The 25,937-nt window shown below is 73.1% G+C and carries 24 protein-coding genes and 1 pseudogene; 9 read left to right on the top strand and 16 right to left on the bottom strand.

The window, feature by feature from the left end:
• The first annotated feature begins 251 nt into the window (after positions 1 to 251).
• Entirely contained in the window at positions 252 to 1,481 is a 1,230-nt protein-coding gene (locus ACK1X7_RS06840; RefSeq protein WP_385141057.1) for a sensor histidine kinase, read from the top strand.
• A gap of 23 nt (positions 1,482 to 1,504) precedes the next feature.
• Positions 1,505 to 2,170 carry a response regulator gene (locus tag ACK1X7_RS06835; protein WP_413116856.1) on the top strand — a complete coding sequence of 222 codons (666 nt, stop codon included), beginning with the start codon at positions 1,505 to 1,507 and terminating at the stop codon, positions 2,168 to 2,170.
• Positions 2,171 to 2,239: 69 nt separating this feature from the next.
• On the opposite strand, the gene ACK1X7_RS06830 is transcribed toward ACK1X7_RS06835, so the two are convergent.
• The 5 genes from ACK1X7_RS06830 to ACK1X7_RS06810 form a co-directional block, all read right to left on the bottom strand.
• Positions 2,240 to 3,145 carry a DUF2797 domain-containing protein gene (locus tag ACK1X7_RS06830; RefSeq protein ID WP_385141108.1) on the bottom strand — a complete coding sequence of 302 codons (906 nt, stop codon included), beginning with the start codon at positions 3,143 to 3,145 and terminating at the stop codon, positions 2,240 to 2,242.
• A complete protein-coding gene (locus ACK1X7_RS06825; protein ID WP_385141054.1) occupies positions 3,145 to 3,387 on the bottom strand; it encodes a DUF6332 family protein in 243 nt (80 codons plus the stop codon). Before ACK1X7_RS06825 ends, ACK1X7_RS06830 begins: the two co-directional genes overlap by 1 nt.
• A 6-nt stretch (positions 3,388 to 3,393) precedes the next feature.
• On the bottom strand, positions 3,394 to 3,903 hold the full coding sequence (locus ACK1X7_RS06820) for a DUF4442 domain-containing protein (protein WP_385141051.1): 510 nt from the start codon (positions 3,901 to 3,903) through the stop codon (positions 3,394 to 3,396).
• Positions 3,904 to 3,971: 68 nt separating this feature from the next.
• Positions 3,972 to 4,706 (bottom strand): maleylpyruvate isomerase family mycothiol-dependent enzyme, encoded by a 735-nt coding sequence (locus ACK1X7_RS06815; RefSeq protein ID WP_385141048.1) that lies wholly within the window; start codon positions 4,704 to 4,706, stop codon positions 3,972 to 3,974.
• Between the two features lie 55 nt (positions 4,707 to 4,761).
• Entirely contained in the window at positions 4,762 to 6,018 is a 1,257-nt protein-coding gene (locus tag ACK1X7_RS06810) for an MFS transporter (RefSeq protein ID WP_385141045.1), read from the bottom strand.
• Between the two features lie 17 nt (positions 6,019 to 6,035).
• On the opposite strand from ACK1X7_RS06810, the gene ACK1X7_RS06805 reads away from it, so the two are divergent.
• Positions 6,036 to 7,265, top strand: coding sequence for an ROK family protein (locus ACK1X7_RS06805; protein ID WP_014058804.1), 1,230 nt, complete (start codon positions 6,036 to 6,038; stop codon positions 7,263 to 7,265).
• Between the two features lie 140 nt (positions 7,266 to 7,405).
• Here the strand turns inward: ACK1X7_RS06805 and ACK1X7_RS06800 are convergent, their stop codons facing one another.
• Entirely contained in the window at positions 7,406 to 7,993 is a 588-nt protein-coding gene (locus ACK1X7_RS06800) for a DUF4865 family protein (RefSeq protein WP_385141042.1), read from the bottom strand.
• 226 nt (positions 7,994 to 8,219) lie between these two features.
• On the opposite strand from ACK1X7_RS06800, the gene ACK1X7_RS06795 reads away from it, so the two are divergent.
• Complete coding sequence (locus ACK1X7_RS06795) at positions 8,220 to 8,513, top strand: SHOCT domain-containing protein (RefSeq protein WP_385141039.1); 294 nt, start codon at positions 8,220 to 8,222, stop codon at positions 8,511 to 8,513.
• Positions 8,514 to 8,909: 396 nt separating this feature from the next.
• On the opposite strand, the pseudogene ACK1X7_RS06790 reads toward ACK1X7_RS06795, so the two are convergent.
• Positions 8,910 to 9,365 (bottom strand): annotated as a pseudogene (locus ACK1X7_RS06790) (ATP-binding protein); the annotation flags it as partial.
• A gap of 185 nt (positions 9,366 to 9,550) precedes the next feature.
• Entirely contained in the window at positions 9,551 to 9,886 is a 336-nt protein-coding gene (locus ACK1X7_RS06785; RefSeq protein ID WP_059145517.1) for a hypothetical protein, read from the bottom strand.
• A gap of 179 nt (positions 9,887 to 10,065) precedes the next feature.
• Here ACK1X7_RS06785 and ACK1X7_RS06780 point away from each other — a divergent pair, with 179 nt between their 5' ends.
• Positions 10,066 to 11,187 (top strand): PLP-dependent cysteine synthase family protein, encoded by a 1,122-nt coding sequence (locus ACK1X7_RS06780; protein ID WP_385141035.1) that lies wholly within the window; start codon positions 10,066 to 10,068, stop codon positions 11,185 to 11,187.
• Positions 11,188 to 11,246: 59 nt separating this feature from the next.
• Here ACK1X7_RS06780 and ACK1X7_RS06775 read toward each other — a convergent pair whose 3' ends face one another.
• Complete coding sequence (locus tag ACK1X7_RS06775) at positions 11,247 to 11,720, bottom strand: SRPBCC family protein (protein WP_385141032.1); 474 nt, start codon at positions 11,718 to 11,720, stop codon at positions 11,247 to 11,249.
• Positions 11,721 to 11,744: 24 nt separating this feature from the next.
• Positions 11,745 to 12,590: a DeoR/GlpR family DNA-binding transcription regulator gene (locus ACK1X7_RS06770; RefSeq protein ID WP_014058797.1), complete on the bottom strand. Its 846-nt coding sequence runs from the start codon at positions 12,588 to 12,590 to the stop codon at positions 11,745 to 11,747.
• A 202-nt stretch (positions 12,591 to 12,792) separates the two neighbouring features.
• On the opposite strand from ACK1X7_RS06770, the gene ACK1X7_RS06765 reads away from it, so the two are divergent.
• Positions 12,793 to 15,177, top strand: coding sequence for a hypothetical protein (locus tag ACK1X7_RS06765; protein WP_413114764.1), 2,385 nt, complete (start codon positions 12,793 to 12,795; stop codon positions 15,175 to 15,177).
• Here the strand turns inward: ACK1X7_RS06765 and ACK1X7_RS06760 are convergent.
• The 5 genes from ACK1X7_RS06760 to ACK1X7_RS06740 form a co-directional block, all read right to left on the bottom strand.
• Entirely contained in the window at positions 15,147 to 17,585 is a 2,439-nt protein-coding gene (locus ACK1X7_RS06760; RefSeq protein ID WP_413114763.1) for a right-handed parallel beta-helix repeat-containing protein, read from the bottom strand. The two genes, ACK1X7_RS06765 and ACK1X7_RS06760, sit on opposite strands and share 31 nt — an antisense overlap.
• Positions 17,586 to 17,796: 211 nt before the next feature.
• The gene (locus ACK1X7_RS06755; protein ID WP_385141024.1) at positions 17,797 to 18,399 is read right to left on the bottom strand and encodes an Rv1733c family protein; all 603 of its coding nucleotides are present in this window, start codon (positions 18,397 to 18,399) and stop codon (positions 17,797 to 17,799) included.
• 80 nt (positions 18,400 to 18,479) lie between these two features.
• Entirely contained in the window at positions 18,480 to 20,237 is a 1,758-nt protein-coding gene (locus ACK1X7_RS06750; protein WP_385141021.1) for a GAF domain-containing sensor histidine kinase, read from the bottom strand.
• A gap of 115 nt (positions 20,238 to 20,352) precedes the next feature.
• Positions 20,353 to 21,315 carry a universal stress protein gene (locus ACK1X7_RS06745; protein WP_385141018.1) on the bottom strand — a complete coding sequence of 321 codons (963 nt, stop codon included), beginning with the start codon at positions 21,313 to 21,315 and terminating at the stop codon, positions 20,353 to 20,355.
• Positions 21,316 to 21,394: 79 nt separating this feature from the next.
• A complete protein-coding gene (locus tag ACK1X7_RS06740) occupies positions 21,395 to 21,853 on the bottom strand; it encodes an ATP-binding protein (protein WP_361503079.1) in 459 nt (152 codons plus the stop codon).
• A gap of 218 nt (positions 21,854 to 22,071) precedes the next feature.
• On the opposite strand from ACK1X7_RS06740, the gene ACK1X7_RS06735 reads away from it, so the two are divergent.
• Both ACK1X7_RS06735 and ACK1X7_RS06730 read left to right on the top strand, forming a co-directional pair.
• Positions 22,072 to 22,521: a cyclic nucleotide-binding domain-containing protein gene (locus ACK1X7_RS06735; RefSeq protein ID WP_385141015.1), complete on the top strand. Its 450-nt coding sequence runs from the start codon at positions 22,072 to 22,074 to the stop codon at positions 22,519 to 22,521.
• A 109-nt stretch (positions 22,522 to 22,630) separates the two neighbouring features.
• Entirely contained in the window at positions 22,631 to 23,338 is a 708-nt protein-coding gene (locus ACK1X7_RS06730; RefSeq protein WP_385141013.1) for a response regulator, read from the top strand.
• A gap of 440 nt (positions 23,339 to 23,778) precedes the next feature.
• Here ACK1X7_RS06730 and ACK1X7_RS06725 read toward each other — a convergent pair whose 3' ends face one another.
• A complete protein-coding gene (locus ACK1X7_RS06725; RefSeq protein ID WP_385141011.1) occupies positions 23,779 to 24,273 on the bottom strand; it encodes a DUF6643 family protein in 495 nt (164 codons plus the stop codon).
• Between the two features lie 239 nt (positions 24,274 to 24,512).
• Between ACK1X7_RS06725 and ACK1X7_RS06720 the strand changes: the two genes are divergently transcribed.
• Positions 24,513 to 25,919 (top strand): TerD family protein, encoded by a 1,407-nt coding sequence (locus ACK1X7_RS06720; protein ID WP_413116855.1) that lies wholly within the window; start codon positions 24,513 to 24,515, stop codon positions 25,917 to 25,919.
• Positions 25,920 to 25,937 lie beyond the last annotated feature (18 nt).

The following is a 25,937-nucleotide window of genomic DNA, read 5'->3' as shown; positions in this document are numbered from 1 at the left end:
GGGGTGGCGTCGCGCGGCGGTGATGCGTCGCGCGGCGGTTCCGCGTCTTCGTCGGTAGTGCGGTGCGCGGCGGTCCCGAGCCTTCGCCGGTGATACGTCGTGCGACGGTCCCGCGGCCTCGCCCGTGACGCGCAAGACCGGGCGCATCCCGGCGGTCCGGGCTCGGCCGGTGCGGCGTACTCCGGCGGGAGTACGTGCGGGCACCGCGCAAGGGGGACGCCGGGCCCGCCCGGCCGGTTTAGCGTTGCCGTATGCACGGATTCACGGGGGAGCCCGGCCCCTGGCACCGGCCGGGCGGACGCCGGCGCGAGATGCCCTTCGGCCCACCGCGCTCGGCCGTACCCTGGCCCTCCTCGCTCGCCATCGCCGTCGTCCAGCTCATGGGCACCGGGTTCGCCGCGCACGACCAGACCGCCCGGGTGGGCCTGGGGCCCGGGGCCGGTGCGCTGCTGCTCGCCGGGCCCGCGCTGCTGCTCCTGCGCCATCGCCACCCCGGGACCGTCGTGGTCGGCACGGCGGTGGTGACGGTGGTCTACATCGCCGCCGGATATCCGTACGGGCCCGTCTTCCTCAGCGTCGTCGTCGCCTGTGTGGCGGCCGTCGCCGCCGGGCGGCGGATCGCCGCGTGGAGCGCGCTCGGGCTGCTGTGGGGCAGCCATCTGCTCATCGGCCACTGGCTCTACCGCTGGCTGCCGCCGGCCGGTGACGGGCCCGTCGGATGGGAGCAGGAGCTGGGGATCACCGCCTGGGCGATGGCGATCGTCGCCGCGTCCGAGCTCGTTCGCGTACGGCGTGAACGGTGGGTGCGCGAACGGGCCGAACGGGAGGCGGCGGCGCGGCGCCGGGCGGATGAGGAGCGGCTGCGGATCGCCCGCGAACTGCATGACGTCCTCGCCCACAGCATTTCGGTCATCAACGTCCAGGCGGGCGTCGGCCTCGCCCTCCTCGACCAGGACCCCGAACAGGCCCGCACCGCGCTGACCACCATCAAGGCGGCCAGCAAGGAGGCGCTGGGCGAGGTCCGCCAGGTCCTCGACACGCTGCGGACCTCCGGCGCGTCCGACTCCGCGCCGCGCTCGCCCGCGCCCGGCCTGGACCGCCTGGAGGAGCTGACCGGGCAGGCGGCGGACGCGGGGCTCGCGGTGCGGGTGGAGGTGGAGGGCGAACGGACCGCCCTGCCGCCCGGCGCCGACCTCGCGGCGTTCCGTATCGTGCAGGAGGCCCTGACCAATATCGTCCGCCACTCCAGCTCCCGGAACGCCCACGTCCTGTTGCGCTACGCCCCCGGTGAGTTGGAGCTGCGGGTGGACGACGACGGTCCGGCGGCCGGAGGCGAGGTGACGGGCGGCGGCAACGGCCTGGTGGGCATGCGCGAGCGGGCCGCCGCGCTCGGCGGCACGGTGGCGGCGGGCACCCGCCCGGACGGCGGCTTCCGCGTCCGGGCCCGGATCCCGTTCAGGGGCGGGAGGGAGACACCATGAACGAGGGGGACAGGGCAGACGCCGTGATCCGTGTCGCGCTCGCCGACGACCAGATCCTCGTCCGCGCGGGCTTCCGCGCCCTGCTGGCCGCGCAGCCGGATATCGAGGTGGTCGGCGAGTCGGCCGACGGGGAGCAGGTGCTGGCGCTCGTGCGGGAGCGGCACCCCGATGTCGTCCTCATGGACATCCGCATGCCGGTGCTCGACGGCCTCGCCGCGACCCGCCGGATCACCGAGGACCCGGCCCTCGGCGAGGTGAAGGTGGTCATGCTGACCACCTTCGAACTCGATGAGTACGTCTTCGAGGCGATCCGCTCCGGCGCCTCCGGCTTCCTGGTCAAGGACACCGAACCGGAGGAGCTGCTGCGGGCGGTGCGCGCGGTCGTCGGTGGCGACGCGCTGCTGTCGCCCGGGGTGACCCGCCGCCTCATCGCCGAGTTCGCGGCCCGTTCCAGGGAACCCGCGCCCGCGGCGGCGCTGGCGGAGTTGACCGAGCGGGAGCGGGAGGTGATGGCCCTGGTCGGCATGGGGCTGTCGAACCAGGAGATCGCCCGGCGGCTCGTGGTCAGCCCGCTCACCGCCAAGACCCATGTGAGCCGCACGATGGTCAAACTGGGCGTCCGGGACCGTGCCCAACTCGTCGTGCTCGCCTATGAGTCGGGTCTGGTCCGGCCCGGCTGGCTGGGCTGAGGAAGGCCCCGCGCTCGGGGAGCGGTGGCGAGGGTGCCAGGTGCACAGGGTGTTCTCTGAGTCCTTCGTTCAAAACAGCCCCTCCGGGGCCTCCGCGTCCCGCTCCCGCGCCGCCACCGGCGCCGTCGTCGGGGCGTCCGCCGCGGCCGCCGTCAGCGGCCAGCCCGCCAGTTGGCGGCTGTCCAGCAGCAGGATCCGGCCGTCCGTCGCGGCCAGGTGGATGTCCGGGCCCGCCACGGCGTCGATCCGACCGGCCACCGTGGTTTCGGGGACGAGCCGGACCAGCCCCAGCGCGGGGCGCACCCGGTCCAGATGGAACGCCGCGTCATGGTGCACCGGCTCGAACGGCGCCAGGGCGAGCGACTCCGGCAGCCCGGCCAGGCCGCGGGCCCGCTGGTGGAGCGCGGCCAGGTCGACGGCCCGCCGCTCCGGGGGCGGCGCGGCCTCGCGGGCGGTGCGCTTCGCGGCGTAGGGGAAGCGGTCCGGGACGCCGAGCGCTGTGCCCAGCACGGCCTCGGCGCGGCGCGCGGCCATCAGCGGGCCACGGCCCAGCAGACAGTACGAGAGCGCGGCCTGCTCCAGCAGCCGTGCCCCCTCCCGCTCGGCCGCGGTGATCCCGACCTTGATCAGATCCGGGCCGAACCAGGCGAGATAGACGTCGTAGGGGCGCGGGTCGTCCGTACGGGTGTCGGCGGCCACGGAGTACGAGCGGTCCAGCCGGGCGCAGTCCGGGCACTGCGCCGATACGGCGGCGGCCGGGACCTCGGCCCCGGCCGGGCACGGGGTGTGCCGGGCGCCTCTGCGGACGCCGACGCAGTCGCGCCGGGGCCCGGTGGTGAAGGAGAGCGGGCGGTCCGGTGTCAGCGGGGAGAGCCGTTCACCCTGGGCCGGATGGCGCCAGACGAGCGCGGGCCCGCGGTGGCCCCAGCGCGATCCCGCGCACTGCCACCGTGCCGGCCGCGGGCCCTGGGCCATCAGCGCCGCTGCCGGGAGAAGAGCCACAGCGCCCGCACCAGGCGGACGGCGAATCCGGCGGTGGCCACCGCGAAGGCGGCGCCCTTCCAGGCCGTCTCCCGGGCCCGGCCCAGATCGCCGAAGAGCGCGGGGCTCGCGACGGCGATGTAGAGCACCGCCGCCAGCAGACCGGCCGTGACCAGGGCGAACACTATCTCGACGGTGAGCGCGTCGCGCTCGTCCTGGGAACGGGGTCCGGTCATCTCGAATCAGTCCTCCGTCTGCTGTCCGGTGGCTGCCGCCGAGTCGGTCCGCCCCGGCTCGCGCTGCCCGTCACGCTGCTTGAGGCGCACATAGAGCTGCTTGCGCACCCGTGCCACGACCGTACCGTCCGCGGCGACCACATCGTTCTCGAACCACGGCAGCGCCTTGCCGCCGCCCGCCGTGGCCTCGCGGATCTCCTCCAGCCGCTCCTCGGTGAGCTTGAAGTCGGCGAACACATCGCCGCGGCCGGGCGAGACGAAGTCGATCTCGCCGGCCTTGTCCCAGACGATGTAGTCCCGGCCGAGCCGGTTCATCACCAGCAGCATCCAGAACGGGTCGCTCATCGCGAACAGCGAACCGCCGAAATGGGTCCCCACGTAGTTGGAGTTGAACCGGTGCAGCCGCAGCCTGACCCGGACACCGCTCCAGTCCTCCGCGAGGTGGACCACCCGCACTCCGGCGAAGAGATAGGGCGGCCACCAGTTCATCGCGCGGCGCAGGCGGCGCGCGGACATCGATCGACGTGACATATCAGGAAGCTAGCACGTGTTATTACTCGCCGGTAACCCAATGGCTGGGCGTCTCAGATGCCCGAGTGCTCCCGCCACAGCTCGGCCAGCTTCTCGTCCCCCTCCGTGTGCAGCGCGGTGATCGGCAGCCGGTTCCAGAGCGCGAGATAGAGGTCGGCGGCCGGGCCGCTCAGCTCGCAGTCGGCCGCCCCCTCGCCGTCGCGCACGGTGTGCGGAACGTCCTGCGACAGCCGCATCGTCCACACCGCGTCATGGTCCGTGGCCCTGACCCGGAGCGTGCGCGGGGTGTCCGTGCGCACCCGGGACCGGTCCAGGCTGTGGAAACCGACCAGCAGCTCATCGACGCCGTCGGCTGCGAACTCCGGGGTGAACGGGGAGAGGGCCCCGCCCCGCGCCGACTCCGCGTCGACCCGGTGGATGGCCGTCTCATGGGCCTGGCGCCGGGCCCAGAAGCCCAGCGGGAACTCCGAGGGCAGGAAGGTGAAGCACTTCAGCTCGGGGTCGGCATCGGTGAGGGCGCCCACCATCCGTCCATGGACCTCGCGGTACCAGGACACCAGCTCGGCATCGGCCGGGGCCGGCTGGAGCGTCGGCCGGACCGGGTCCGTCAGGCCCTCGCCGACGATCCGCGCGGCCCAGCCGTGCACCTGGCCGATGTGCGACAACAGGTCACGGACGCGCCAGTCGGGGCAGGTGGGCACCGGGGCGTCCACTCCGGCCTCGGCCACGGCGTCGGCCAGCAACTGGCCCTCGCGGTCCACGATTTCGATCAACTCGGCAGTATCCATGGCGGAATCATGCCAGCCGCCTCCGACATCGGCCGGGACCGGGACGGCGGGGGCGTCAGTTTCCGGCCGGGCGCACGGCGTTCCGCGTGCCGTAGGCGACCACCGCCGCCACGGCCGCCAGCGCCGCGACCGTGGTGAGCGCGATCGGCAGCGAGTACCAGTCGGCGAGGAAGCCGATCGTCGGCGGGCCCAGCAGCATCCCGCCGTAGCCGAGCGTGGAGGCCGCGGCGACCCCGCCCGGCCCCGTCAGCGCGCCGGCCCGCGCGATGGCGACGGGGAAGAGGTTGGCCAGCCCCAGCCCGGTGACCGCGAAGCCCAGGAGCGCGAGCCAGACCGTGGGCGCGAGCGAGCCCAGCAGCATGCCGGCCGCGGCCGTGGCGCCGCCCGCGATCAACGTCCTGGTCTGGCCGAGCCGTTCGAGCAGGGTGGTGCCGCTCAGCCGGCCGACGGCCATCATCAGCGCGAAGACGGAGTAGCCCGCGGCGGCGAGTCCGGCGGACGCGTCGAGGTCCTGGTGCAGATGGAGGGCCGCCCAGTCGGCCATCGCGCCCTCGCCGTACGCCGTGCAGAGCGCGACCAGGCCGAAGACGCCGACGAGCCACCGGGCGCGGCCCGGCCGCTCCGCGCCGGGCGGCGGTTCGGGGGCGGCGCCGTTCCCGGACTCGGCCGCGGGCCCGGCGGCGTCCCGTGGCGCGGGCACCGGCAGCGAGATCAGCGTCCGGCCGGCGGCGGCCGCGAGCAGCAGCCCGAAGACCGCCAGCAGCGACAGATGGCGGGTGGGGGAGAGGTGGTCGGCGATCAGCCCGCCGAGCCCGGCCCCGGCCATCCCGCCCAGGCTGAAGGCGGCGTGGAAACCGGGCATGACCGGCCGGCGCAGAGCGGCTATGAGGTCGACCGCCGCGCTGTTCATGGCCACGTTGAGCGCGCCGAACCCGGTGCCGAAGACCAGCAGCACCAGGCCGAGGGCGAGTGCGGAGTGGGTCAGCGGCGGCAGCGCGACCGAGCCCGCGAACAGGACACCGGCGGCCACCGTCGTCGGATGGTTGCCGAAGCGGCGGCACAGGCGTCCGGTGGCCATCATGGTGGCCGTCCCGCCCGCGGACACGCCGAGCAGGGCCAGCCCCAGCGCGCCCTCCGAGGCGCTCGTCTGGTCCTTGATCGCGGGGATCCGGGCGACCCATCCGGCGAACACGAAGCCGTCGAGGAAGAAGAACGCGGTGATGGCGGCGCGGAGTCGGGCGAGGTCGCGATCGGCGGTGACGGAGCGGCGCGCGCCCAGAATGGCCGTCCGTGTTTTGTTTGGAGTCGGCACAAAGTGAGAATAGGGGCGTGACCCAGACACGGACAAGGCTCGAGCGCGGCCGAAGCGCTCTTGGCCCGGCACTGGCACTCGTCCACACCGGCCGCGCGCCCACCCGCGCGGTGCTCACGGCCGAGCTCGGGGTGACCCGCGCGACCGCGGGCGCCGTCGCAGCCGAGCTGGAGGCGCTCGGCCTGATCCAGGTCGACTCACGGCCGCTCGGGGCCGCCGGGGCGCAGGGCCGTCCCTCGCACCGGCTGTCGATCGCCCCCCGAGGGCCGGTCGCGCTCGCCGCCCAGGTGCACGCCGACGGCTTCCGCGCGGCGCTCGTCGGGCTCGGCGGCCGGACCGTGGCCACCGCCCCGGGCTGCATGACCGTGCCCGCGGACCCGGCGCATGTCATCGACGCGGTCGTGGAGGCCGGTGCCCGGCTGCTGCGAGAGACCGGCCGCCGCTGTGTGGGCGCGGGGCTCGCCGTCCCGTCCGCGGTCGCCGAACCGGAGGGCACCGCCCTCAACCCGCTGCACGTCGCCTGGCCCGCGGGCGCTCCGGTGCGCGAGCTGTTCAACCGCAGCCTCGCCGCCGCCGGTATCCGCGGCGACGACGGGGAGCCGGTCACCGGCTTCGCGGGCAATGACGTCAACCTGGCCGCGCTCGCCGAACACCGCCATGGCGCGGGCGGCGGCGCCCAGCATCTGCTCTGTGTCGCCACCGGGCACCGGGGCGTCGGTGGCGCGCTGGTGCTCGACGGAAGGCTGCACACGGGCAGCGCCGGGCTCGCCCTCGAAGTGGGCCATCTGACCGTCAACCCCGAGGGCCCGCCCTGCCACTGCGGCAGCCGCGGCTGTCTGGACATCGAGGCCGATCCGCTCGCCTTCCTCACGGCGGCCGGGCGCGACCCGGGCCCGGAGGTGTCCCTGCTCCAGCAGGCCCGCGATCTGCTGCGCGAGGAGTACGCCACGGAGCCGTCCGTACGGGCCGCCACCTGCCAGCTCATCGACCGCCTCGGCCTCGGGCTCGCCGGTCTGGTCAACATCCTCAACCCGGACCGCATCATCCTCGGCGGGCTGCACCGCGAACTCCTGGAAGCCGACCCGGAGCGGCTGCGCGCGGTGGTGGCGGAGCGGAGCCTATGGGGCCGGAGCGGGGGCGTGCCGATTCTGCCGTGCACCCTGGACCACAACAGCCTGGTGGGCGCGGCGGAGTTGGCGTGGCAGCCGGTGCTGGACGACCCCTTGGCGGCCCTGGGCGTGGGCTGACCCGCCTATGGCCGGTGGCCCGGGAGGGCGCGGACCTTACGACGGTCACCGGGGACCACCGCGCGGTCCTTACGGCGCTCACCGGACCACCGCACGCTCCTTACGGCGCTCACCGGACCACCGCGCGCTCCTTACGGCGGTCACCACTGGCGGCCCGGGGGGAGCGCGGCCAGGTCCGGGGTCGACAGATGGAGCACCTGGTAGCGGTCGCCGGGCTCCGAGGGCGGTGCGGAGTCCTCCCAGAGCGTGAAGTGGATCAGCTCCCAGCCGCGCGGGTCGATGCCGAGTGCCGTCGTGTGGACGCCGTCCGTACGGGCGCGCTCGGCCAGTCGCGCCAGCGCGTCCTCGACGACGGAGGCGGGATCGGCGGCGGCCGGGACCGGCGCGGCGTGGCGGGTGGCGGCGCGCGGCACGGCGCCCGCGGCCGGGCCCCGTTCGAAGGCGAGCCCCTGCCAGTGCTCGACCGCGGGCCTGCCGAAGTCCCGGACGATGCCATGGAATCCAGGGCCCCACAGAAAGCGGTTCATGGCCTCGGGCGCGGTCCACAGATAGAACGGGGCGTACTGATGGACCGGCGAGCCGCCCACACCGCGCTCCCGGATGCCGTACGCCTTGAGGCCGAGCCCTGAGAAGTCGTCGAGCAGCGGCCCCTTCGTCGCCACCCGGTCCCGGATGATCCTCATGTCGTAGTCGGCGGGCAGGGTGATCCGGTACTGCATGACGAGCATCGGTGAACTCCTGTCGGCGGGGCGTGCGTTCGTGTCCGGTCGCTGCGGTCGATTCGATCGTACACACTAGTAGGTACAGAACGGGATGCCCCTGGCGCGCGTACTCCCCAGGAGGTAACGGGAGTGTCGTCGGCCGTACGACGACCGGGGCACCGTAAGGGAGTGATCCTCGAAGTGGCCATGAGAAGTGGCCATGAGGCAACCACTCCCGAGGAGCGCGATCATCATGAACACCCTGGCGCACGGCTTCGCCGACGGCGGCGGCCCCGGACCGTGGATTCTGCTCTTCCCGCTGATGTGGGCGCTGGTCGTCGGCGGTGCGGTCTTCCTCTTGAGGCGCGCCGGGTGGCGCGGACGCGCCCACTGGCGGCGGGGGCCCGTGGAATTCGGCGAGCGCTCGCCGATCGCGGTGCTGGGCCGTCGCTTCGCGGCCGGTGAGATCGACGAGGACGAGTACTGGCGCCGACTGTCCGTCCTGGACGAGCAGTTCGGACGCCATGCGAAGGGCGGAGCCCGCTGACCGCTGACGGTGGGGCGCCGGCGCAGGACGTTCGGGCCGGGGACGCCCAGGCCGTCAGGGCGGTCGGGGCCGTCCGGACCGTCCCGCCTCGCCGGAGGCGGGACGCCTGCGTGCTCAGCGGGAGGCTGTCGACCGGGCGGCCGCGGGAGCCCGCTCGCGCACCGCAGGCGCCGGGGCCGTGGCAGCGGCCGGTGCCGGGGCCGCGGCGACGGGCGTGGGGGCCGGTGCCGGGGCGACGGGTGCGGGGGCGACGGGTGCGGGGGTGGGCGCCGGTGCGACGGGCGTCGGTGCCGGGGCGACCGGTGTCGGGGCGGTGGCGGGTCCGGGTGTGGGCGCGGGGCCGGTGATGGGTGTGGTGGGCGCCGGTGCCGGGCGGGAGGCGTCCATGCGATGGGGCGGTGCGGTACGGCCCGCTCCATGCGCCGTGAGGGGCGACTTGGCGGTGGCGGCGGGCCGCGGCACGGCCAGCGTGAACCACACGACCTTCCCGCTGCCGTCGTCCCGCGCGTGCATCCCCCAGCTCTGACTGACGGCCGCGACCAGCGCGAGCCCCCTGCCATGCGTGGCGACGGGATCGCAGGCCCGAAGGCGGGGCAGTCGCGGATCCTGGTCGCGGACCGAAACGGTCAACCGGTCCAGCATGAGAACGATCTCAACTGTGCACTGCTTGTCCGGCTCGGCATGCCGATGCACATTGGTGAGCAGTTCGGTGACGCCGAGCGCCGCCGGGTCGATGAGCGGATCCAGATGCCAGTAGCGCAACTGCGCCGACACGATTCTGCGGACCTGTCCGATCCGCGACGGCAGGGCCTCCAGCTCCACCGTGCACTGCCTGCTAGGACGACTGATCACGGCTGCGACTCCCTGAAGAAGTTGGGGCTAGCCTGATTCAGATGCGGGCGACGAACACGTTCAGCAGTGGTGGCTGCTGGGCGCGACCGGTGGGACGGTTCTCAGCGTCACCGCTTGTTGACCCTCAGTGATACTGATACTCGTCCAGGGTCGGCCCCACCGCGCGCATGCGCAACTCGGCCACTTCACCGCTTCTGGGAGTGCCCCCGAGCGGACCGGACGGCGTCGAGGAAGCGGCTGGCGGCCCCCGAGCCGGACTTGGCCGAGGTGGACTTGGTGTCCTGCGAGCCGAGGGTGAGACGGTAACGGGTGCCGTTCACGGTGGCCATGGCCTGGTCCCCGTCGACGAACCAGGGCTTGCTGGCGCGCACCGACTGCACCGGCGCGCTGTCGATCTCGCGGCCGTAGCTGGTCAGCAACTCCAGCCTGCCGTCCTTGATCAAGACCTGTCCGGCGCGGGTGACCGAGCGCAGGAACCGCTCGATCCGCACTCCCCTGGCGTTGAACTCGTTATCGGCCATCACAACCGCCTCCCCGATGGCTCCGACTGGCGCTTCTGTCGCCGTCTCTCATTTTCCCTGCTGCGCAGTGTGCCCGGGACCGGCCCCGGGCACCAGGGCGCACTGGGGGACAATGAGGATCGAAACGGCACGAGTATGCCACCTGGGCTGGGCGTGGGCACAAGCAGGAGGAGTGGGCGTTGGACGGCACGGCGCGCGGGATCATCAAGACGATCGACGTGGACCGCAGCGACCACGGCTATCGCGGATGGCTGAAGGAGGCCGTCCGAAAGGTCCAGGCGGACGCCCAGCGATCGGCGGACACCCATCTGCTGAGCTTCCCGCTGCCCGAGCGCTGGGGGATCGACCTCTACCTCAAGGACGAGTCCACCCACCCCACAGGGAGTCTCAAGCACCGTCTGGCACGCTCGCTGTTCCTCTATGGGCTGTGCAACGGCTGGATCCGGCCGGGCAAGCCCGTGATCGAGGCGTCCAGCGGCTCGACCGCCGTATCCGAGGCGTACTTCGCCAAGCTGATCGGGGTGCCCTTCATCGCGGTGATGCCCCGCACGACCAGCCGGGAGAAGTGCCGCCTGATCGAATTCCATGGCGGCCAGTGCCATTTCGTGGACGACCCGCGGACCATGTACCAGGAGTCCGCCGCCCTCGCGGCGGAGTCCGGGGGTCACTACATGGACCAGTTCACCTACGCCGAGCGGGCCACCGACTGGCGCGGTAACAACAACATCGCCGAGTCGATCTATCAGCAGATGCGTCTGGAGCGCTATCCCGAACCGGCATGGGTCGTCGCCACGGCGGGCACCGGAGGCACCTCGGCGACCCTCGCCCGCTATGTCCACTACATGCAGTACGACACCCGGGTATGCGTCGCCGACCCGGAGAACTCCTGCTTCTTCGACGGCTGGGTCCACCATGACGACGGCGCCTCCAGCGACCACGGTTCACGCATCGAGGGCATCGGCCGCCCCCGGATGGAGCCCAGCTTCGTACCGGGCGCGATCGACCGGATGATGAAGGTCCCGGACGCGGCGAGCGTCGCGGCCGTCCGTGCCCTGGAGCGGGCCATCGGCCGTAAGGCGGGCGGTTCCACCGGGACGGGGCTGTGGAGCGCGCTGCGGATCGTCGCGGAGATGGTCGCCGCGGGGCGGACCGGGAGCGTGGTGACGCTGCTGTGCGATCCGGGGGAGCGGTATCTGGACAAGTACTACTCGGACGCGTGGCTCGAAGGGCAGGGGCTGGACATCGAGCCGTATGTGAAGACGCTCGACATCTTCCTCACCACGGGCAACTGGACCGACTGACGGCGCTCACGGCCGGACCGGCCGGCCTCTGCCCCGCCGGCCTGAGGCCCGTACGGCCCTCAGGCCGCCGCCACCATCCGGTCCAGGTTCCGCACCGCCTGGTGGAACGCGCGCCGCAGACCCGGCCGCATCGCCCGCACGACAGCGCGCAGCAGTGCGGTGCCGTCCACCGCGAACACATAGCGCACCACGGTGCCGCCGCTGTCCGTGGGCCGCAGTGTCCACTCCTCCAGCAGCGCCCGCAGCCCCGGTGCGTTGGTCTCGTCGACGCGGTAGGCATAGCGCTCGTGCGGCTCGACCGCCATGACCGTTTCGCGGAAGCGGCCGCCGCCCACGAGGCGGATCGCCCTGCCCTTGCCGCCGTCCGTGGAGCGGGCTTCCTTCACCGATGTGAACCACCGCGGCCAGCCCTCGACATCGGTGAACGCCTCGAACACCGCCTCGGGAGAGGCCGAGATCTCGGCGACGAAGACGAGCCGCAACGGGGCGGTCTCGACGTACTCCAGTCCGACGGCACGCAACCGGTGTGTCATGGACACACGATAACTGTCGGGGTGTCAGATGTCTGCGGTGCGGGACGGCTCGCCCGCCACCACCAGCTCCGGCAGATACTCGGAGATCTCCGCCCGTGCCTCCTCCGGCAGCCCCGGGTCCGTGACCAGCGCGTTCACCTGGTCCAGCGAGGCGAAGGAACTCAGCCCCACCGTGCCCCACTTGGTGTGGTCCGCGACCACCACGACCCGCCGCGCGGCCCTGACGAAGTGGCGGTTGGTCTCCGCCTCCGCGAGATTCGGCGTCGACAGACCCGCCTCCACCGATATGCCGTGCACTCCGAGGAAGAGCACATCGAAGTGGAGCGAGCGCACCGCCGCGTCCGCGACCGGCCCCACCAAAGTGTCCGACGGCGTGCGCACCCCGCCGGTGAGCACGACGGTGGCCGCACCCGGGCGCGGGCCCACCCCGCCGAGCGCCGCCGACCGCTGGGCGTTGTAGAACACATCGGCCACCCGGACCGAGTTCGTCACCACCGTCAGATCCGGCACCTCCAGCAACTGCTGGGCCAGCGCGAAGGCCGTGGTGCCCCCGGCCAGACCGATCGCGGTGCCCGGCGTGGCCATCGCGGCCGCCGCCTTCGCGATGTCCTCCTTGGCGCTCAGCTCGAGGCCCGACTTGGCCTCGAACCCGGGCTCGTACGTGCTCGCCTCGGCCACCGGCACGGCCCCGCCGTGCACCTTCTCCACCACGCCCAGCCGGGCCAGCGCGTCCAGATCGCGACGAACCGTCATGTCCGAGACATTGAGCTTGCGCGTCAGCTCATTGACCCGCACCCCGCCGCGCCGCCTGACCTCGTCGAGGATCAGGGCGCGGCGCTGCTCCGCGAGGAGGTTCTGGTTGTCGCTCACCCTGCCTCGTCTCCCTCCGGTCGGCCCTCGTCGCCCGCGCGTTCATCTTCGCATGAGGTGAGGACAGCCGGTCGCCACAGCACCCGGGGTTACGATTTCGCCACGCCCGCCCTGTCAGGGTCGGGTGAGGCGGCCGATGGGCACAATCCTGGAGCAGAACGACCGCACCACACCGGAATCGGGGGACACGGTGCCAGCGACCATGCCTACGGACACGCCGGCCGACGGGGCGCGACGGGCGACGGCAGCCCGTAAGGGCGGAGCGCCGCCGCCCGATCTCGAACTCCTCGTCCACGGAGTGGGCGGCACCACCCCCGAGGAGATGCTGAGCGATCCGCGCACCTGCCGGGTCACCGGCGACGAGACCGCGGCGGTCTACCGCAGGGCGGACGAGGTCGACGCCGAGCAGCGCCCGCCGGAGGACCGGGAGGGCCCGGACCGGGATGGTCCGATCCGCGAGGCGTACGTATGGTGCAACCTCACCTCGGGCAACAGCTCGCGCGCCCTGTGGCTGCTTTTACTGCCGTTCATGGTCGCCAACCTTGCCCACTGGATGCGGCCCCCGGCCGACCGGCGCGAGCGGACCGTGCGCACCTACGGCCTGTTCGTCCGGCTCGTGGCGCTCAGCCTGACCGTGCTGCTGATCGCCGGGGCCTGCGAGGTGGCCCTGGACCTGATCGCCTGGCAGTGTGCCGGTTCGGCCGACTGCGCCGGTGGCAAGTCCTGGCTCGGCTTCCTGTCCCCGGAGAACCACGGCTGGTGGAGCCAGCCCGGCCGCAGGCTCGCGCTCGCCGCGGTGCTGCCCGGCGCGCTCACCGGACTGCTGTGGTACCTGTCCAACCGCACCTGGAGCGCGTACGAGTCCTCCCCGCCGCTGGAGCGCCCGGTCGACGAGTCCGCCCCCGAGGCGGGCAACCGCCCCGCGCTGTGCCTGCCCGGCTTCTGGTACGGCCGCAGGATCGTCGCCCGGCTGCGCGCCGCGCACACCGCCGCCGGGTTCCTCACCATCGCGGCGGGCCTGACCCTGCCCACCACCACCTACGACCGCAGGCCGGGCGGCGGCGGGCTGGAGGACGCCGCGGGCTGGGCGCTGCTGACGCTGCTCGCCGTGGGCGCGGTCGCGGTGGTGGCCGTGGTGTGCTACCGCGGCCGCAGCGAGACCAAGGTCGACGGGGAGCTGGACCGCGTCACCATCACCGCGCTGCCCGGTGCGGCCCTCGCGGTGCTGGCGCTCTCCGTGCTGTACGCCGGGTGGTCCCGCCCCGGCTGGGCCTCCACCGGCAAGCTGTCGGGCAACCAGGCGTTCTGCGCCATCGCCATAGGGGAGGGCGCCCTGATCGTGGCCATGGCGGTGTGCGCCCTGGTCCTCCACCGCTCCGCTCCCGGCCGCACCCCGCTGTACGGGCTCGCCGGGCCCGCCGTCGCCGTGCTGGCCTGCGGGCTCGGCGCGGTGCTCGCGGGCGGTGTCGCCCAGCGCTTCGCCGACTGGCTGGACGGCGGCGCCACCCCCGGTGAGGGGCCGGGCATCGCCCCGCCGGTGCTGCTGACCTGGCTGGCCACGGCCATCCCGGCGCTGCTGCTCGCCCTGGTCGTACTGCTGCTGATCTTCACCGTAAGGGTGTGGCGGGTGCGCAACCGGCTGCTGCCGACCATCATGGACGGCTATCCGGGGGAGCGGCCCGACGCGGTGCGCACCCGGCGGATCGCGCGCACGATCGCCCGCGCCGGCCTCACCGACTCCGCCCCGTGGATCGTCGGCCCCGTCGCGCTGCTGACCCTGCTGTTCGGCGCCGCCGCCGTCACCGGGGCCTGGGCCACGGACCAGGTGCCGGGGCGGGCCGCCGACGACGCGCCCGGGGCCGTGGACGCCGCCGCCCAGACCGCGCAGGCGCTGGGCTCCTGGCTGATGGGGCTGGCCTTCCTGATGCTGGTCACCTGGGCCCGCCGTGCCTACCGCAGCCCCTCCGCCCGCCGCACCATCGGCATCCTGTGGGACGTGGGCACCTTCTGGCCGCGCGCCGCCCACCCCTTCGCGCCCCCGTGCTACGCCGAGCGGGCGGTGCCCGATCTGACCTGGCGGATGGAGACCTGGACCCGCCGCTACGGCGGCCGGCTGGTCATCTCCGGCCACTCCCAGGGCAGTGTGCTGGCCGCCGCGGCGGTCTGGCAGCTCGACCACCGCACCCGCGGCCAGGTCGCGCTGCTCACCTACGGCTCACCGCTGGAGCGGCTCTACGGGCGCTGGTTCCCCGCCTACTTCGGCCCCACGCAGTTGCTCTCGCTCCACGGCGAGGTGCGCTACTGGCGCAATCTGTGGCGCTACACCGACCCGATCGGCGGCCCCATCCGGCTGCCCGACGGCAGCGGGCCCGAGGTCGACTGCGGCGCGCTCAAGGATCCGCTGGTCTACGGCCGTACGCCCGAACACCCGCTGCCCGCGCCGATCCTGGGGCATGGGGACTACCAGGCCGATCCCGTCTTCGACCGGGAGCGGGCCGGGCTGCTGGCCCGGCTCCCGGAGCAGACGCCGCCGCCTGGGCAGGAGGGGGCCGCCGGTCAGAGGAGCTCCGGCAGATCCTCGGGATAGAGCAGCGTGAGGTCGTCCGTGGTCGGGTCGCTGAGCTGGGCGACCCGGCCCGCATGCCGCTCCACCATCGCCTCGAAGGTCTGCCGGGCGGTGCGTCCGTTGCCGAACGCCGGGCCCTTGGGAAGCGCCGTGAAGTACTTCAGCAGCGCCTCCGCCGCCCCCTCGCCGATCCGGTACTCATGCTCCTCGGCCTGCTGCTCCACGATCCGCAGCAGCTCCTCCGGGGCGTAGTCGCCGAAGGTGATGGTGCGCGAGAAGCGGGAGGCCACACCGGGGTTGACGGACAGAAAGCGCTCCATCTCGGCGGTGTATCCCGCGACGATGACCACGACCGCTTCCCGGTGGTCCTCCATCAGCTTGACCAGGGTGTCTATCGCCTCCCGGCCGAAGTCCCGGCCGGAGTCCTCCGGGGAGAGGGCGTACGCCTCGTCGATGAACAGCACCCCGCCGCGCGCCCGGTCGAACGCCTCCTGGGTGCGTATGGCCGTGGAGCCGATGTGCTCACCCACCAGGTCCACCCGGGAGACCTCCACCAGATGGCCGCGCTCCAGCACCCCGAGGGAGGCCAGGATCTCCCCGTAGAGCCGGGCGACGGTCGTCTTACCGGTGCCCGGGGAGCCGGTGAAGACCAGATGGCGGCGGACGGAGGCGGCCTTGAGCCCGGCCTCCTGACGCCGCCGGCCCACCTCGATCATGTCGGTGAGAGCGCGCACCTCGCGCTTGACGCTCTCCAGCCCGACCAGTGTGTCGAGTTCGCCCAGCACCGCCGAGGACGGGCGGACCGAGACCGGGGGCTCGACGGCGGGCGCGGAGGTCTGGACGGACCGCTGCGAGGGGACACCGCCCAGCAGCCCGCCCGTCGAGGCGGCGGTCTCCACGGCGGGCGCGGTGAGCGGCGGGTGGCCGGGTGTGGTCGGGGAGCCCAGCGCCGTGGTGGCGCTCTCGTCGCTGGTGCAGTCCTCGACCAGCGGCCCCGCCTCGGAGAACTCGTACCCGCCGCGCGCGCACCGCTCCGTACGGCACCGGGTCAAGGTGGAGCGGCAGCCGTCGATGATGTGGAAGCCGTAGCCCCCGCTGCCGGTCACCCGGCAGCCGGTGAACGTGCCCCGGCCCTCGGCGGACACATAGAACCCGGCCTCCGTCGGCCCCGAGACCGTGGTGCGCTCGACCGTCGGATCGGCGCCCTTGGTGACGATCACTCCGGTGGCGGCCCCGTCTATCGTGCAGTTGGCGAGCGTGCCGCCGCTGCCGTGGTCGCGGAACCACGCCCCGGTGGCCGCCTCCCGGATGCGGCAGTCGTCCAGTTGGACGATGGCCCCGTCACTGACCGAGACCGCGGTGGAGCGCACCTGCGACAGATCGCTGTCGACCACATCGACCCGCGACCCGCGGTCCAGGACGAACAGCGCGTCCGGCACCTCGCGCACCCGGCACGAATCGAGCACGGCGGTCGCCCCGTCGCTCACCCACACCGCCGGATAGTCGCCGGTGCTCTCGTGCAGCTCGCACTGGTTGGCGTCCACCCGGGTGCCCGGGTCCCACACCGACAGGCCGTTGCGCCCGAACCGGCGCACCGTGGAGCGGGTCAGCGTCAGCACCGAACGCGACCTCAGGTCGATCGCGTTCTCCGGGATGTCATGGATCTCGCAGTCGGCGAGCGTGAGCACCGCGTCCGTGTCCAGGTTGACCCCGTCGGACGTCGTACGGTGCACCCGGCAGTCGGTGAGATGCCCGGTCGCGCGCCCGGAGACCTGCACCCCGGCGCCCCTGATCTCGTACACCTCGCAGCCGACGGCCTCCAGCGAGGTGCCCTCGCCGGTCAGCGAGAAGCCCGCCCCGGACGCGTGGTGGACCCGGCAGCGGTCCAGGCGCGGACGGGCGCCGCCGCGCACCGCCACCCCGGACTGCCCGGCGGCCACCACCTCGCACTCCTCGAACACCCCGCCCGCGCCGTCCAGCACGCTGAGCCCGACGCCCGCGGGGTTGTCCACGGTGCAGCGCCGCACGGTCGGACGGGCGCCGCCGCGCACCTCGATGCCGACCGCCGAGCGCGTGGCGACCCGGACGTCCGACACCTCGGGGGTGGCGTCCTCGATCAGCAGCGCGGGGGCGGCCGAGTCCTGGCCCTCGACATGCAGATCCTGGACCACGGCGGAGGCACGGATCGTCAGCGCGACTCCGTCCACCGGCGCGATGCGCACCGAGCCGCGCGCCGAGCCCTCGGGGCCGCGCAGTGTGACGGCCCGGCCCACCACCAGATTCTCGCGGTAGGTGCCGGGCGAGATGGAGAGCACATCACCGTCCCCGGCGGCCTCCAGGGCCGCCGTGAGGGAGGCGTACTCTCCGGTGCGGCGCCGCCACCGAGACGTTCCGCTGTGCGTCACCTGGACGACCGAGCCCTGTGCCATGGTGCTGCTGTGCCCCCACCTCGTGCGTTGCCGGTGTGCGCGCCCGACTGCCGCTGCCGACCGCCGCTGCGCATATGGAATGCCCCACCGTAGCGTGCGCACGGCACCATGAGATGACCTGCCTGTGGACCACGGGCGGAGTTGGCGTTTATATGACAACTCCCGCCCGTGCGCTGCCCAGTCGCAGGGGCCGACGGCCCGCTCGCGGGGGCTAGCTGTCGGCGTCCGCCCGGCCCCAGTCCTGACCGGCTCGCTCCCAGGCGATGTCCCACTGTGTGTAACGCCGGCGCATGAGCCGCCATACGACCAGCCGCCGGGCGCCGTCCACCAGGACCGCCGTCGCCCCGGCCGCGCCGATCCCGGCCAGCACGGCGTGGGTGGTGGCCGTCGCGGTGTCCAGTGGGCGGCCCACCGGGCGGCCCTGGTCGTCGGTCCAGATCCGGAACCGCTCACCGGGGTCGGCCCCGGGGTGGGCCCCGAGCGTGCCCTGGTGTCTGCTGCCGTCCGGCCCCGTCCAGCGCGCGAGGACACGGCGGTGCGCGTCTCTCGCGGAAGCGGTCTCGGGATCGGAGTCGATGGGCGGATGCGGCAGTACCTTCAGCACGGTGGCCGAGAGCGGATGGCGCTCGGCCCGCTGTTCGTGCGCGGCCCTCACCAGCGCCCCGTGCGCCAAGGACCCCGATGCCCAGCCGGCTGCGGGGGCGACGAGCAGGATGAGCGCCGCGGCGATCATCGCCGCGCACGCCTCCACGATGTCGGTCTTACGGCGCAGCGGATTACGCCGCCAGCGCCACAGCCCCCAGATCATTCGCATGGATCACATACCCCCTTCCCCGTTCGTGGGTACCGCATGGCGGGCCGGATATGCGCGGATTCGGTGAAGAGAGAGCAATATCACGGGGCCAGCCCTTTCGCCGTTCCGGCGGGCCGTCGGCGGTTCAGAGGGACACACCAGACCAGCCGGGTGCCGCCCGCCTCGGGCGCCTCGATGTCCAAGGTGCCGCCCAGGAGTTCGGCCCTGGACCGCATGTTGACCAGCCCCCCGCTGGGGGCGGCGCCCCCGATGCCCACTCCGTTGTCCGCGACCACCAAGGTGATGTCGGCGCCCACGGTCAGCCGCACCTCCACCCGCTGGGCATGGGCGTGCCGCACCGTATTGCTGAGCGCCTCGGCGAGCACCGCCAGCACATGGTCGCCGGTCGTATCCGGCACATCGGTGTCCACCGGGCCGTCCATCAGCAGCGACGGTGCGAAGCCCAGGGTGTCGGAGGCCGACCGGACGGCCTTGACCAGCCGGCGCCGCAGCGTGGCGGGTTCGCCGCCGTCGTCCCCGACCGTGCGCAGGGCGAAGATGGTGGAACGGATGATCTTGATGGTCTCGTCCAGGTCGTCCACGGCCCGCCCCACGCGTTCGGCCGCCTCCGGGCGTTCGATCAGCCGGCCCGCGCTCTGGAGGGTGAGACCGGTCGCGAAGAGCCGCTGAATGGCCAGATCATGGAGGTCCCGGGCGATCCGGTCACGGTCCTGGAGCAGCGCCATATGCTCGGACTCGGCGCGGTGCCGGGCCAGTTCCAGCGCGAGCGCCGCCTGCGCCGCGAACCCCGAGAGCAGCTCCACCTCATGGTCGTCGAAGGGCTGCCGCCCGGCGAGCCGGCACAGCCGCAGCGCACCGGAGGCCCGCGCGCCCGCGACCAGCGGAACGGCCACCACCGGGCCGAACTCGCTCTCCGGAGCCGGCAGCGGCCAGGACCGGGCCCGGGAGTCCACCCGTACGTCCGAGGCGACCGCGGGGCGTCCGGTGCGGGCGGCGAGCCCGGCCAGCGAGCCGTCGGACGGCACCATGAGCCCGCCGATGGCCTCCGCGTCATGCCCCTCGGCCACCTCGACCACCAGGGAGTCGGTGCCCGCGGCCGGCAGCAGGATCGCCGCCGAGTCGGCGAGGGCCACCTGAAGGGCGAGCCGGGCGATCAGGCTCAGCGCCTCGCTCGCCTCGGTGCCCGCCAGCAGCGTACGGGTGATGACGCCGAGCGCCTCCAGCCACTGCTCGCGGCGCCGGCTCTCGTGGTACAGCCGGGCGTTGTCGATGGCCACCCCGGCCGCGACCGACAGGGTGGTCAGCACCGCCTCGTCATCGGCGTCGAACTGGGCGCCGCCGCGCTTCTCGGTCAGATAGAGATTCCCGAAGACCTCGTCACGGACCCGGATCGGCACGCCCAGGAACGAGCGCATCGGCGGATGGTGCTCCGGGAAGCCGTAGCTCGCCGGATGCTCCGACAGATCGGTGAGCCGCAGCGACTGGGGGTGGCGGATCAGCTCGCCGAGCAGTCCGTGACCACTGGGCAACGGGCCGATGCGGTGCGCCCGTTCCTCGGATATGCCCACCGGCAGGAACTGCGAGAGCCGATGCCGGTCGATCACACCCAGCGCGCCGTACTCCGCGTCGGCCAGCACCACCGCGGACTCCACGATCCGGCGCAGCACCTGCTCCAGATCCAGCTCGCGGCCCACGCTGAGCACGGCCTCCAGCAGGTTGTGCATCCGGTCCTGGGTGGACCGGGCGGCGTCCAGCCGCGCCTGGAGCTCATCGAGAAGCTGGTCGAGCCGGAGTTGGGGGAGGGCCGGATGGCGTCCCTGATCCGCACTGCCCGACACCTGGCCACCGTCCCCCCCATGAGCCCCTCACCAGCAGAGTAGCCGGGGCCGGCGTCGGTGGTGGCGGCGATGGAAGGAACTCGGCCAGGGTCAGGCGCCGCTGGGGGACGGGAGCCTAGGAAACCGGCACCACGGCGACCGGGCACTTGGCGTGATGCAGTACGGCGTGGTTGACAAGCCCGAGCTGCATGCCGAAGTGCCCCTGCCGCCGCCGCGCCCCCACCACCAGCAGATCGGCGTGGGCGGAGGCGTCCAGCAGCGCCTTGCGCGCCGAGCCCTCGACCGGGCGGTGCGCCACCGGCACCGGCGACAGCCCGGCCGCCGTGGCGCCGCCCAGCGTCTCGTCCAGGAGCTCGGCGGCGCGCCGCGCGTGATCCTCGCGCGACGCCCCGCGGCCCTCGTGTCCTCCGTGGTTCTCGCGTGCCCTGTGGCCGTCATGTGCCCCATGGTTCTCGCGCGCTCGGTGGTCCTCGGGACCCGCGCAGCGCCATGCGTGCACCGCCTCCAGTTCTCCGCCGCGCAGCCGGGCCTCGCGCAGGGCGAACGCGACGGCTGCGGACGGCGGCGCGGGCTCCCGCTCGCCGGGGCGCTCGCGCTCGGCGATCCCCACCACCACCCGGTTCATCCCGCCGTGCACGTTCTCCGGGCGGCCGCGCACCACGACCACCGGGCACTGGGCGCGGGCCGCGATGCCCAGTCCGACCGAGCCGAGCAGCAGGGAGGCGAATTCGCCGCGGCCGCGCGAGCCGACCACCAGCGCCTCGGCGCTCTGCCCGGCGCGCAGCAGGGCGGTGACCGCGTCGTCGGCCGCCAGGTCGGTCATCACCTTCAGGGCCGGCACCCGCCGCCCGGCCCGCTCGGCCGCGGTGGCCAGCACCGCCTCGCTGTGGAGCCGCTCGGCGGGGCGGTCGGCGGCCGTTCCGGCGACGTAGCCCTCGTACCGCTCCCACAGGGAGGCGTGGACGACGCGCAGCGGCAGCCCGCGGCGCCCGGCCAGCTCGGCCGCCCAGTCCAGGGCGTCCGAGGCGGCGTGTGAACCGTCGACCCCGACGACCACGGGAAGCTCCACCGTGCCCACCGCCTCTCCTGCCGGCACATGGGTGTGTCCCCTCCCATTGTCCCGCCGAAGCGGTCGCCGAGGGAATCCGGCGGCCCACTCAGCGCAGCCGCATGGCCAGCGTCACCACGGCGCCCACCGCGCCCGCGCTGATCGCCAGTCGGTCGGTGACGAGCTGGGTCAGCCACAGTCCGCGGCCGCTGGTGGCGCCGTCCAGCCCCGGCAGGATCCGGGGGATGACGTCCTCGGAGAAGCCGGGGCCGGAGTCGCTGATCCGGCACTCCAGCTCGTCGCCGATCCGCCGCAGCAGCAGGGAGCCGGTGCCGCCCGCATGCTCGATGGCGTTGTTGGCGATCTCGTCGACGGCCAGCACGAAGTCCCCGCGACGGGCCTCGCAGAGCCCGGCCCAGGCCGCGCACTCCTCGATCTGCACCCGCAGCCGGGGCAGCTCGTCGGCGGTGAAATGGCGGTGGAGCAGGTGTTCTCCGGCTCGATCGGCGGACCGACGAGGGTCGGCTAGCACCAGTGCCTCCCGTTTGGTGACGAGTACGAGCGACATCGCAGGGTCGGTGAAGCAGCCGAGGGTACGGGGAGTGGGGCCTCATCGGTCATCATGACCACGAATGACGTGTCATATCGGAAACGTGACCGGAAATGGGTAAGGGTTAAGCGATACCCGATCGTCGGCGTATCGCTTTGGATCGCTGCCTCTCGTTGTCTCGTCAGCACAGTGACCGCCGAGGGGCGAGGGGGGAGAGGAAACGGCAGAGTGAGGTCATGATGGGACTTCTGAGCGCGCTGAAGACCGAACATCGTGAACGGGTGATGGCGCTGGCCCGCGATGTGTCCTTCCCCGCGGGCGGCCGCATCTTCGAGGAGGGCCGTAAGGCCGACCGCTTCTGGATCATCCGTACCGGTGCGGTCACCCTCGATCTGCATGTTCCGGGGCGCCGGGCCGCGGTGATCGAAACCCTCGGCCCCGGAGAGCTCATCGGCTGGTCCTGGCTCTTCCCGCCGGACACCTGGCATCTGGGCGCGGAGGCGCTCAGCCCGGTGCGCGCGCATGAATTCAACGCGGAGGCGGTGCGCCGGCTGTGCGACGAGGACCCGGAGCTCGGCTACGCCCTCGCGCTGGCCTGCGCCCAGGTGATCGGGGGCCGGTTGCAGAGTGCCCGCACCCGGCTGCTGGATCTGTACGGGCCGTACGCGGGCGGGATCTCGCCATGATCGGGCCGGACGGCGCGGAGAGCGGCCCGGGGGCCGAATGGCCCCTTACGCTGCCCCGCGGCAGAACGTAAAGCTGGGCAGCCGGATCGCGACCGGCGACCCGTGCGCCATGGATGGAGAGGCCGTGCCCCAGACAGCCGACCCCGACGGCCCCATCAGGGTCTTTCTGCTCGACGACCATGAGGTGGTGCGGCGCGGACTGCGTGACCTGCTGGACGCCGAATCCGATCTGAAGGTGGTCGGCGAGGCGGCCAACGCCCGCGAGGCCATCGCCCGCGCCCCCGCCGTACGGCCACGGGTCGCGGTGCTCGACGTACGGCTCGGCTCCTCGGGCGACGGCGGGGACCACGAAGGGATCGAGGTCTGCCGGGAGTTGCGGGCCCGCCTCCCCGGCCTCGCCTGTCTGATGCTGACGTCCTTCGACGACGACGAGGCGCTGTTCGACGCCATCATGGCCGGGGCCGCGGGCTATGTGCTCAAGCAGATCAACGGGTCCGACCTGGTGTCGGCGGTGCGCACCGTGGCCGACGGCCGCTCCATGCTCGACCCCGGCGCCACCGCCCGGGTGATGGCCCGGCTGCGCGGCCCCGCGCCCAGCGGGCCCGTGGAGCTGGAGAACCTGTCACCGCGGGAGCGGGAGATCCTTCAGCTCATCGGCGACGGGCTGACCAACCGGCAGATCGCCGAGCGGCTGTTCCTGGCCGAGAAGACCGTCAAGAACCGCATCTCCGCGATCCTGTCCAAGCTGGGCGTGGGGCGGCGCATTCAGGCCGCGGTGATCGCCGAGCGGATCAAGGAGCGCGAAGCGGGTCAGTGAGCCCGTGAGCGGTACGGCCAGGAGCCGATGACGTCCTTGCGGCGGGCCGGATGACGTGCCTGCGGTGCTCCTGGTGACGTCCTTACGGTGGGCCGGGCGCCGCGGTTCGCATGGAGCGCGAGACCGGCTCCCCTGCCGGCCCCGCGCCCCACACCGAACGAGCCGGACCGGCCGAGACGCCCTTCACCGCAGTGGAGTGAGAGCCCGGTCCGCCGCCGCGATGGAGATGGCTCGCGGAATTGCCCGCTCCAGCATCGCGATGTGTTCCGCCGCGGGGGAGGGGCCGAACGGCCCTCTCGAGAGTCGGGACCGTACCGGCCCCGGAAATCCATGGGCCGGACGGCCCGCACAAAAATCAGGGGCCGGACGGGGATGTCCCATCCGGCCCGATCCTTCCCGCGACCGGGCACCGGCCCGGTCGCACCACCTCCCGACACGCGTCAGTAGCCGCCTCCCGGGTGCGGCGACCGGCCGCCCGGGTACTGCTGACGCCCGTAAGGGTCCTCGTAGGGAGACTGCGCGGGGGCCGCCGGACGCGGCGCGGCCGGACGCGTCATGGCCGGGCGCATCGCCTCGTAGCCCATCGGCGCTGCCGGGGCGGGCCGCTGCATCTGCGGCTGCTGAGCGCCCGGGTAGCCCCGCGGGCCGGTCGGCTGCGGCGGGATGTAGGGCGCGTGCGCCTGCTGCAACCCGGTGGGCTGCGGCTGCTGCTGGTAGCCCTGGTGCATGGGCTGCGGCGAGGGCGCGGCCGGCAGCGCGGGAAGCGCTGAGGGCAGGGCCGGAAGATGACTTCCGGTGTCGTAGGCGGACGGCACCCTGATGGGTGCGATCTGTGGTGTGCCCCGCTCGGCGACAAGGCTGTCGTAGATGGGGGTGTCCGGGAAGGACGGCGAGGAGTAGTAGCCGCCACCGTAAGTGCTGCGGGGGGAGGTCATAGACCATAAGTTAAGCCCACCATGTGCTGATTGGGGAGTCCGGTAGGAGGGTTGTTTTCAGTGTTCGGAGTGGCCGCGGATCCCCAATCCGAGCGAACCAGGGAAAATCGGTCGTCAGGGTACGTTGAGATCGTGTAAAGGGCGCGTTTTCAGCGGGTAACCACGGGTCGTCCGCGGTATGTGGCGGCCGAGTGGCCCGGTGACCGAGCGAACAGAGAGGCAGGGGGACGGAAATGGCGATGCGCAAGGGCGGTAACACGCCAGTACCGGCAAGTGCGGTGCGGATCGAGCTCGGTTGGCGCGCCGGACCGGGGGCGCCGGACGTGGACGCCTCGGCGCTGCTGCTGATGTCCGGAAAGGTCAGGTCCGACGGGGACTTCGTCTTCTACAACCAGGCGGCGCACTCTTCAGGCGCGGTGCGCCACGAGGGGAAGCGGACCACGGGTGACACCGTGACCGACACCCTTTCGGTGGACCTCGCCCGCGTCGAGCCCGCCATCGACACCGTGGTCCTCGCAGCTTCGGCCGATGGCGGAACGTTCGGTCAGGTCCCCGGTCTGCACATCCGGGTGCTGGACGCGGCGGGCGGCGCGGAGGTCGCCCGCTTCGACAGCGAGGACGCCACCATCGAGACCGCCTTCGTCCTCGGCGAGCTGTACCGCAGGCAGGGCGCCTGGAAGTTCCGCGCGGTGGGCCAGGGGTACGAGAGCGGACTGGCGGGGCTCGCCACGGACTTCGGCATCAGCGTCGACGAACCGCGGCAGACGCCGGCTCAGCCCGCCGCCCCCGTCCCCGCCCCCGCCGCGCCGCCGAACGCCGGGCAGAACCCGTACGCGGCCCAGACCCCGCACGCGACCGCGCAGAACCCGTACACCGCCGCCGCGCCGCCGTCCGGCCCCCCGGCCGGGGCCTACCCGCCTCCGCCGCCCACCGCCCCCGCCACGCCCCTTCCGCCGCCCCCGCCCACCGCACCGGCCGCCCCGGCCCCCGCGCCCGCCACGGCGCCGGTGAGCCTCAGCAAGGTCACCCTGACGAAGGAGGCGCCCGCGGTCTCGCTCACCAAGCAGGGCGGCACCTCCGGCACCATGCGGGTCAACCTCAACTGGCAGGTGCACAAGCAGTTCTCGGGGTGGGCCTCCAAACTGGGCAAGGCCATGGCGATGCACAATGAGCTCGATCTCGACCTGGGTGCGCTGTTCGAACTCTCCGACGGCAGCAAGGGCGTGGTCCAGGCACTCGGCAACTCGTTCGGCTCGCTGCACCAGCCGCCCTTCATCCACCTGGACGCCGACGACCGGACCGGTGCCCGGGCGGCCGGTGAGAACCTCACCATCAACCTCGACCACCTGCGGTCGTTCCGCCGGATCCTGGTCTTCGTGACCATCTACGAGGGCGCCCGCAGTTTCGCCAACCTCCACGCCACGGTCACCCTCCAGCCGCAGTTCGGCGCCCCGATCGACTTCTCGCTCGACGAGTGCACCGTTCCGTCCCCGGTCTGCGCCCTCGCGCTCATCACCAACACCGGCGGCGATCTCGTCGTACAGCGCGAGGCCCGCTATCTGGTCCCGCAGCGTGGCGTCAGCCCGCAGCGCACCCTCGACCACGCCTACGGCTGGGGCATGAACTGGACACCCGGCCGCAAGTGAAGACCCGGTGCACGGGGC

It is taken from the genome of Streptomyces sp. CY-1 (assembly GCF_047218265.1).
Lineage (GTDB): Bacteria > Actinomycetota > Actinomycetes > Streptomycetales > Streptomycetaceae > Streptomyces > Streptomyces niphimycinicus.
The sequence above is the reverse complement of the archived record's forward strand: the minus strand, read 5'-3'. Positions and strand labels throughout refer to the sequence as shown.